Origin of the sequence: Desulfovibrio sp. X2, assembly GCF_000422205.1 — a bacterium.
In the GTDB taxonomy this organism is placed as follows: Bacteria; Desulfobacterota; Desulfovibrionia; order Desulfovibrionales; family Desulfovibrionaceae; genus Alkalidesulfovibrio.
The window spans coordinates 19058-27005 of the sequence record NZ_ATHV01000046.1; the positions used below are offsets into that span (position 1 = coordinate 19058).

Sequence of the window (7948 nt, forward strand, 5' to 3'; positions counted from 1 at the left end):
TTTCGTTGGCCCGTCCGGCAGAAACGCCGTCGGTTATTGTCCGATGCCGAGTCCCTTGAGTAATCCGCCCGAACCGGAGCCGGAGTCCTTCTTCGTGCCGGAGCCGGAGGACTGCGAGGAACCGCCGCCCGTGATGGCATCGATGGCTCCGCCCACGGCTCCACCCACAGCGCCCCCCACGCCTTCCGCGGCTCCGCCCACTGCGTTCAGCGGCGCGCGCAGGATGCGCTTGGCGAGCTCCGCCATGTTGATGCCCGCGCTCGGGTTCGCATAGGTGCCCCCCACGTTCACGGGCACGGAGAACGGGCCCACGTCGGCGTCCACGTTGAAGTCCAGGGTTTCCCTGGGAACGTAGGTGGAGCCGCCGAGGCCGATGTCGGCCACGGAATCGGTCTTAATGAGCGTCTTGGGCAGCTTCGCCAGGCCGTCCTTCACGTCGAAGTTGAGCGCGAAGTCCTTCAGGTGTGTGGCCTGGTTCTCGTCGCCCGCCTTGGCCACGTAGCCCTTCCGGGGGTCGAAGCGGTCGGGCTTGAGGACCAGGCCGTGGTACACGCCGTCCTTGACCAGCAGGGAGACCTTGCCGGTCAGGGTCTTCATGATGTTGTCGTACGCGGCGCCGCGTCCGGCGAGGTTCATGTCCAGGCCGAGCTTGCCGCCTGCCTTGGACTGTCCGGTCAGGGCCATGAGCATCTGGTCGAGGTCCAGGGCCACGACCTTCAGGCCGAGGTCCGAAACCGGCGTCGGCTTGCTCACGTCGCTCACGGCGTTCAGGTTGACCTTGCCCTTGAAGACCTCGAGGGTGAACGGATCGAGGCGGATCACGCCGTTCTTGGCCAGGATGTGCATGTCGATGTTCTCGAGGGGAATCTTCTTCACCTTGAGCCAGTCGACGTGCAGCTTGCCGTCGACGTCCATCTGTTTCATCTGCTCGACGGGCAGCGAACCGCCGCCCTTGGCGGCTTCGCCCTTCTTGCCCTCGGCTGCTGGCTTGCCGCCCTCGGCCTTGGAGGCGCCCGCGGGCGGCAGATAGCGGTCCACGTCGAGCTTGTCGGCCTTGAGGTCGAAGTCGACCGCGGGCTTGGTCAGGTCGATCAGCTTGGCGTTGCCGCTGAGCGTCGTCTCATCGAGCTTGAGGACCAGGTTCCGGATGACGGTGGCGCCGGAAACCGTGTCCAGGTCGGCCTTGAGGGCCACCTTTTCCAGGGCCGAGGGATCGGTGGTCTGGATGGGCGGAAGCCCGAGGTTGGACATCAGCTTCTTGGGCGAGAACTCGGCCACGTCGATGGAGCCCTTGGCCTCCGGCTTGGTGGTGAAGTTCTTGGCCGTGAGGCTCGGGGAAGTCACGTTGAGGCCCAGGCCCGAGAGCGAGAAGCCGTTCAGGGTCAGGACCTTCTTCTCCCAGTCGAGCATCATGTCGCCCTTGATGGCCGCGTCGACCGCGCCGCCTGGCAGCATCGTGCCCTGGCCCTTGGCCTTGATGTCCATGTTCTTGGCCGTGACGTCGTACTTGCCCCAGTCCGCGCTGACCGATGTGGCCACGTCCAGGGTGCCGTTCACGGTCTTGCCCTGCTGGGCGAAGTTGTCGAGCTTCACGTTCAGCTTGAGGTCGTCCAGGGTGGCCTGCTTGGCCTCGGGCTTGACCAGGGCCGTGGTCTTCAGCTTGATGCTGCCCGCGGCGTCGGGGTTCTTGGTCTGCAGGTCGCAGGCGAGGTCGATGTCCGAGGTCTTGCCGGGCTCTACGCCGTCGACGTTCAGGTTCAGGTTGCCGACGTGCGCCCACTGCCCGTTCTTCTGGTCGTCCCAGGTGATGTCGCCGTCCGTGATCTCCACGCCTTCGATGCTCACGGCCATGCCCTGGCCGCCCGACGCGGCGGGCGTGCCGAGATCCTTCTCCTTGGCCTTGCCTTCCGCGGTCTCCTCGGCCGAGGCCTTCTTTCCGGCGCCGGTCAGGTCGTCCCAGTTCGTCGTGCCGTCAGGCAGGACGCCGAGGTGCACGACGGGCTTCTTGACCACGATCTTGCTCAGTTCCACCTTCTTGCTCAGCAGGGGGAGCAGCTTGACCTTGACGTCCACCTCGTCCAATTGAACCATTGGCTTGTCGCCGAAGCCCTTGGCGTTGCCCAGGACCACCGGTCCGTGCACCGTGGCGCCCAGCCAGGGAAAGACGGAGACGGAGATGTCGCCGCCGAGCTTGAGCGTGCGTCCCGTGGCCTTCTCCACCGCGCTGACGATCTGCGGCTTGTAGGTGTTGGGATTGACCACCAGGGGAACGATGATCATGGCCGCGACGATCAGGGCCACGACAACGCCGGCGATTATCAGGCCTATTTTCACGGGGCGTTTCATGGGGGATGCTCCTTGGGCGTGTTGAGGTACGAATACTGCTAGTCTATGACCCCTTTTCACCAGGAAGGCAAGATGTCCGGTCGCTGGATCGTCCCCTCTGAGCTCGACGGAAAACGCCTGGACCAGGCCCTGTCCGGCCTGCTGCCGGAACTCGGCCTGCGCGGCCGCAAACGGCTGTGCGAAGAGGGGCGGGTGCTCCTGGACGGCCGTCCGTCCGCCGCTTCCGTCCGCCTGCGGGCGGGGCAGGAGGTTCTCGTTAGGGGCGACGTGCGTCTTGAAGGGCCCGGGCCGCGCATCGTGACGGCCGGGGAGGACTACGCCGCCCTGGACAAGCCCGCGGGGCTCAACAGCGCGGCGCTGGCCGGAGGCGGGGGAGAGAGCGCCGAGGCTTGGCTGACGCGCCTTTTCCCGGACCGGGCGGGCGAGCGTCTGCCGCTTCTCTGCAACCGCCTGGACAGGCCGACCAGCGGGCTTCTGCTCGTGGCCTTCGGCGAGGCGGCGCGCGAGGCCTTCCGCCGTGCCGAGGATGCAGGGCTCGCGCTGAAGACCTATCTGGCCGTGGTCCGCGGTCATCCTGCCGAGCGCATGAGCCTCTCCTGGCCTCTGGACATGGCCGGGCGGAAACGGACGCGTGTCCTGCCCGGCGAGGCCGACGATTTGCGCGCGACCGAGGTGGTTCGCCTGGCGCGGGTGGACGGGGGGGCAGACGTCGAGGAGGGAGATGGGCTCTGGCTCGTGGCCGCGCGCATCATGAAAGGGGCGCGGCACCAGATCCGCGCGCACCTGGCGCACGCGGGCCATCCCATCCTGGGCGACGATCTCTATGGGGACGAGGCCGGCGCAGGCACCGGAGCAGGGGAGAAGGGGAGCGCCGCCGGTGCGGCGGACGGGCTTCATCTGCACCACTTCCATCTGCGCATTCCGGGATTCGAAGCGAAGACGCCTCCCCCCTGGCCGCTCTGGGCGCGGCTCATGGAGGAGGCGTCTTCCGAAGTGACGGCGGCGCTGTCGCGCCCCGATCTCGTTGTCTGGAAGTAGGCCGGGCTATTCGCCGCCGAGCAGCGCCGTCGCGAAATCCCCGCCGTCGAAGGGACGCAGGTCTTCCATCTTCTCGCCCAGCCCGACGAAGGTGATGGGGATGCCGAACTGGCTGGCGAGCGAGACCACGATGCCGCCCTTGGCCGTGCCGTCGAGCTTGGTCAGGATGATCTCGTCAAGATCCACGGCCTCGTTGAAGAGCTTGGTCTGCTGGATGGCGTTCTGGCCGGTGGTGGCATCCACCACGAGCACGGTGCGGTGCGGCGAGCCGGGGTGCTTCTTGCCGCACACCCGCTTGATCTTCTTCAACTCTTCCATGAGGTTGACCTTGGTGTGCAACCGGCCGGCGGTGTCCAGCAACACCAAGTCGTAGCCCCCGGCGATGGCCGCGTCGATGGCCTCGAAGGCCACGGCCGCCGGGTCGGACTGCGCGCCCTTGGCGAAGAAGCCCGCGCCCACGCGCTTGGCCCAGACCTCGAGCTGCTCGATGGCCGCGGCCCGGAAGGTGTCGCCCGCCGCCACCAGGACCTTGCGGCCCTGCAACTGCGCGCGGTGCGCCAGCTTGCCGATGGTCGTGGTCTTGCCCACGCCGTTCACGCCGACCATCATCACCACCTCGGGCGGGTTCACTGCCTGGATGCGGCGCGAGGTCCTGAACATGGAGGCCAGCTCGTCGCGCATGGCGTCCTTGAAGGCTGCGGGGTCGTTGCTCCCGGCCTTGCGCAGCCGCTCGCGCAGGCGTCCGACCAGATCCATGCTCGGCTCGTAGCCCACGTCCGCGGTGATCAGAATCTCCTCGAGCTCCTCCCAGAAGGATTCGTCGAGCGTGTCGCGGCGCGAGAGCAGGCCGTCGATACGGCGGGTGATGCTCTCCTTGGTCTTCTCCAGCCCGGCGGAGAGCTTGAGGAAGAGGCGCGAGCGCTCGTCCTCCTCGTCCTCCAGGTCCAGGGCCAGGGCCAGGCGGTACTGCAGCTCGGAACGGAACTCGGAGACGCGGGAGTACTCCATGTCCGCGAGCCATTTGCCGAAGCGATTGATGAACTCCTCGGCCTCGGCCTCGGGCGCCTCCAGGGAGTTGAACAGGAAGCGCAGGCGGTCCCACAGCTTCTCGTCCGCCGTGTCCACCCCTTCGAGCAGCAGGCCGAGCCAGACGGACAGCCTTGGCTCCGCCTGGCGCAGGGAAAGGAGCAGGTCCTTCTGCCAGTCCGCCTGAGCGGGCTGAGGGCGGGCTGCTGTCGGCGCAGCCGGGGCCGTCGTCTCGACCGGCGCGGCGGCGGGCTGTTCGACCGGCTGTGCCGCTGGCTGCGGTGCAGGCGCTGCAGGCTCGGCCGCGGGGGCCTTGGCCTCGGCTTCCGGGGCCGCTTCGGCCTCCTGCTTGTATTCCTCCACGGCTTTGTCCAGCCGCGATTCGACGTCCCAAAACTTTTTGATTTTGGAGAAAAACCCCATATACTCCCCACTTGCGTTGCGTGACGGTGGGTGTGTGTACCGTCTTCCAGAGAAGGTGGCAACCGACGGGCCCGTGTCGACCGTTTCCGGGCCCTTTCTGGCCCCTGTCCGCGCGCTGCCGGACCACGTGCTGATGCCTTTCGAATACTACCGGATGGAGAACATGTCATGAAGCGTACGGACGTTGCCGCGGCCCTGGCCGCCGAGGGACCGCGGGATTCGATTCTGGTCAAGGGCTGGGTGCGCACCCGCCGCGACCAGAAGGGCTTTTCTTTTCTCGAGATCAACGACGGCTCCTGCCTGGCCAACATCCAGGCCGTGGTCGACGAGGGGGCCGGGGGATTCGACCGCATTGCGGATATGAACACCGGCGCGGCCGTGGCCGTGGAGGGCGAGCTCGTCGCCTCGCCGGGCAAGGGACAGAAGTGGGAGATCAAGGCCCGCAGCGTCGAACTCATCGGCGAGGCCGACGCCGAGACCTATCCCCTCCAGAAGAAGCGGCACACGGACGAGTTCCTGCGCTCCATCGCGCATCTGCGCTCGCGCACCAACAAGTACGGCGCGCTCTTCCGCATTCGTTCCGAAGCCGCCTTCGCGGTGCACGACTTCTTCCACTCCCGCGGCTTCCTGAACCTGCACTCGCCCATCATCACCAGCTCGGACTGCGAGGGCGCGGGCGAGATGTTCCGCGTGACCACCCTGGACCTGGGGCAGCCTCTGCCCAAGGAAGCGGCCGAGGAGGACTTCTTCGGCAAGGAGGCCTACCTCACTGTCTCGGGCCAGCTTTCGGCCGAGGTCTTCGCCCTCTCGCACGGCAAGGTCTACACCTTCGGCCCCACCTTCCGCGCGGAGAACTCCAACACCGCGCGCCACGCGGCCGAGTTCTGGATGATCGAGCCGGAGATCGCCTTCGCGGACATCAACGACAACATGGACCTGGGCGAGGACCTGCTGAAGCACCTGGTCGACCACGTGCTCACGCGCTGTGCCGCGGACGTCGAGCTTTTCGCCAAGTGGGTGGACACGAGCCTCATGGCCACGCTTTCGGGCATCATGGAGAAGCCCTTCGTGCGCCTGCCGTACGGCGAGGCCGTGGAGATCCTGAAGAAGTCCGGCAAGACCTTCGAGTATCAGGCCGAGTGGGGCACGGACCTGCAGACCGAGCACGAGCGCTACCTGGCCGAGGAGCACTTCAAGGGGCCCGTGATCGTTTACGACTACCCCAAGGAGATCAAGGCCTTCTACATGCGGCAGAACGACGACGGCCGCACCGTGGCCGCCATGGACGTGCTCGTGCCGCGCATCGGCGAGATCATCGGCGGCAGCCAGCGCGAGGAGCGCCTCGACGTGCTCAAGGCCCGCGTGGAGGAACTCGGCCTCGATGCCTCCTGCTACTGGTGGTACCTGGAGCTGCGCAAGTTCGGCACCGCGCCGCACGCGGGCTTCGGCATGGGCTTCGAGCGCCTGCTCATGCTCCTCACCGGCGTGACCAACATCCGCGACGTCATTCCCTTCCCGCGCACGCCCAAGCACCTGGAATTCTAGGGCGCGGCAGAGCGGGGACTCCGGTCATGGCTGGATTCGGAATAGACCACCTCGTGCTGACCGTGCGCGACGCGGCCCGCACCATCGCCTTCTACGAGGCGGCCCTGGGCATCCGGGGCCGCCGCGAGAAGGGGAGGGCCTGGCTCGAGCTCGGGAGCGCGACCGCGCCGCAGAAGATCAACCTGCACGAGGAGGGCCGCGAGATCGCGCCCCATGCGCAGCGGCCGATGCCCGGGGCCGGGGACTTCTGCCTCGTCGCCCCCGAACCTCTCGAAGTGATTCTCACCCGCCTCACGGCCGCGGGCGTCAGCGTGGAGCTCGGCCCTGTCGAGCGCATGGGCGCGGCAGGCCCCATGCGCTCCCTCTACTTCCGCGACCCGGACGGCAACCTGGTCGAGGTCTGCGAATACCCGGCCTCCCCCTTCTTCTAGACAGCCGATGGCGCCTGCGGCCCCTCAAAGCCGGAAGGATTCGCCCAGGGCCCCTATCTCCTCATATCTGAAGCAGCTGGTCAGGTGATCGTTGACCAGCCCCGCGGCCTGCATGAAGGCGTAGCAGATGGTCGGCCCGCAGAAGCTGAAGCCGCGCCGCTTCATGTCCTTGCTCATGGCTGTGGCCGCGGGCGCCACGGCAGGCACCTGTTCCTGGCGCGTCCAGGCGTTCTGCACCGGCCGTCCGTCCACGAATCCCCACACGTAGGCAGCGAGACTTCCCTTCTCGGCGCTCACCTCGAGCACGGCTCGGGCGTTACCTCGGGCCGAGGCCACCTTCTGTCGGTTGCGCACGATGCCGGGGTCCTGCAGCAGGGACTCGAGCATCGCATCATTATATAAGGCGACGGCGTTGGCGTCGAAATCCGCGAAGGCCCGGCGGTATCCTTCCCGCTTGCGCAGCACCGTCAGCCAGGAAAGACCGGCCTGGGCCGCGTCGAGCACGAGGAACTCGAAAAGCCGACGATCGTCGGCCAACGGGACCCCCCATTCGGTGTCGTGGTAGAGGCGTTCTTCGGAAGAGTGCTCGGACCAGGGGCAACGGGCGACCATTTTGACCTCCTCAGGGTGTCTGTGAGCCTCATTTTCTTATCTTGTAAGTTACTGAAACACAATGTCTTTTCATAATTTTAAAAAAACCTCGTCAAAAGCGCTTGACCTCGGGCTCTGGTTTCCGTAGATACCCGCTTCCGCGACGACGAACGGCACACGCGCCGAACGACGCAGCGGAAGTTCTCTGACAAACGAATCGGCTCCCTCTGAAAAAAAGATGCAAAACCTGGTTGACAGGTTGGACGAGGAAGGGTAAACAACACTTCCCCGTTACGCACGGGAGCAACGAGACAAGGTCTTTGACAATTAAATAGCGAGATCGGGCGCAACGCTTAGTGGGTACAGCAATGTACTTACGAGTTTCAGAAATCAACAGGATTTGAACTGGAGAGTTTGATCCTGGCTCAGATTGAACGCTGGCGGCGTGCTTAACACATGCAAGTCGTGCGAGAAAGTCTGCTTCGGTGGGCGAGTACAGCGGCGCACGGGTGAGTAACGCGTGGATGATCTACCGCGAGGACTGGGAT

Annotated in this window: 6 protein-coding genes and 1 rRNA gene; 4 read left to right on the forward strand and 3 right to left on the reverse strand. The window is 65.9% G+C overall.

Features of this window, described 5'->3' with window-relative positions; translation table 11 throughout:
- Positions 1-33: 33 nt before the first annotated feature.
- Entirely contained in the window at positions 34-2346 is a 2313-nt protein-coding gene (locus DSX2_RS13020; RefSeq protein WP_020881554.1) for an AsmA family protein, read from the reverse strand.
- Positions 2347-2418: 72 nt separating this feature from the next.
- On the opposite strand from DSX2_RS13020, the gene DSX2_RS13025 reads away from it, so the two are divergent.
- Complete coding sequence (locus tag DSX2_RS13025) at positions 2419-3384, forward strand: RNA pseudouridine synthase (protein ID WP_020881555.1); 966 nt, start codon at positions 2419-2421, stop codon at positions 3382-3384.
- A gap of 6 nt (positions 3385-3390) precedes the next feature.
- On the opposite strand, the gene ftsY is transcribed toward DSX2_RS13025, so the two are convergent.
- Complete coding sequence (gene ftsY / locus DSX2_RS13030; protein ID WP_020881556.1) at positions 3391-4833, reverse strand: signal recognition particle-docking protein FtsY; 1443 nt, start codon at positions 4831-4833, stop codon at positions 3391-3393.
- Positions 4834-5001: 168 nt separating this feature from the next.
- Between ftsY and asnS the strand changes: the two genes are divergently transcribed.
- Both asnS and DSX2_RS13040 read left to right on the forward strand, forming a co-directional pair.
- Positions 5002-6378, forward strand: a complete 1377-nt coding sequence (gene asnS / locus DSX2_RS13035; RefSeq protein WP_020881557.1) for an asparagine--tRNA ligase — start codon at positions 5002-5004, stop codon at positions 6376-6378.
- Positions 6379-6404: 26 nt separating this feature from the next.
- On the forward strand, positions 6405-6809 hold the full coding sequence (locus DSX2_RS13040; protein ID WP_020881558.1) for a VOC family protein: 405 nt from the start codon (positions 6405-6407) through the stop codon (positions 6807-6809).
- A 24-nt stretch (positions 6810-6833) separates the two neighbouring features.
- Here the strand turns inward: DSX2_RS13040 and DSX2_RS13045 are convergent, their stop codons facing one another.
- The gene (locus DSX2_RS13045; RefSeq protein WP_020881559.1) at positions 6834-7421 is read right to left on the reverse strand and encodes a DNA-3-methyladenine glycosylase I; all 588 of its coding nucleotides are present in this window, start codon (positions 7419-7421) and stop codon (positions 6834-6836) included.
- Between the two features lie 381 nt (positions 7422-7802).
- Between DSX2_RS13045 and DSX2_RS13050 the strand changes: the two genes are divergently transcribed.
- Positions 7803-7948: ribosomal RNA gene (locus tag DSX2_RS13050) — 16S ribosomal RNA — on the forward strand; the annotation flags it as partial.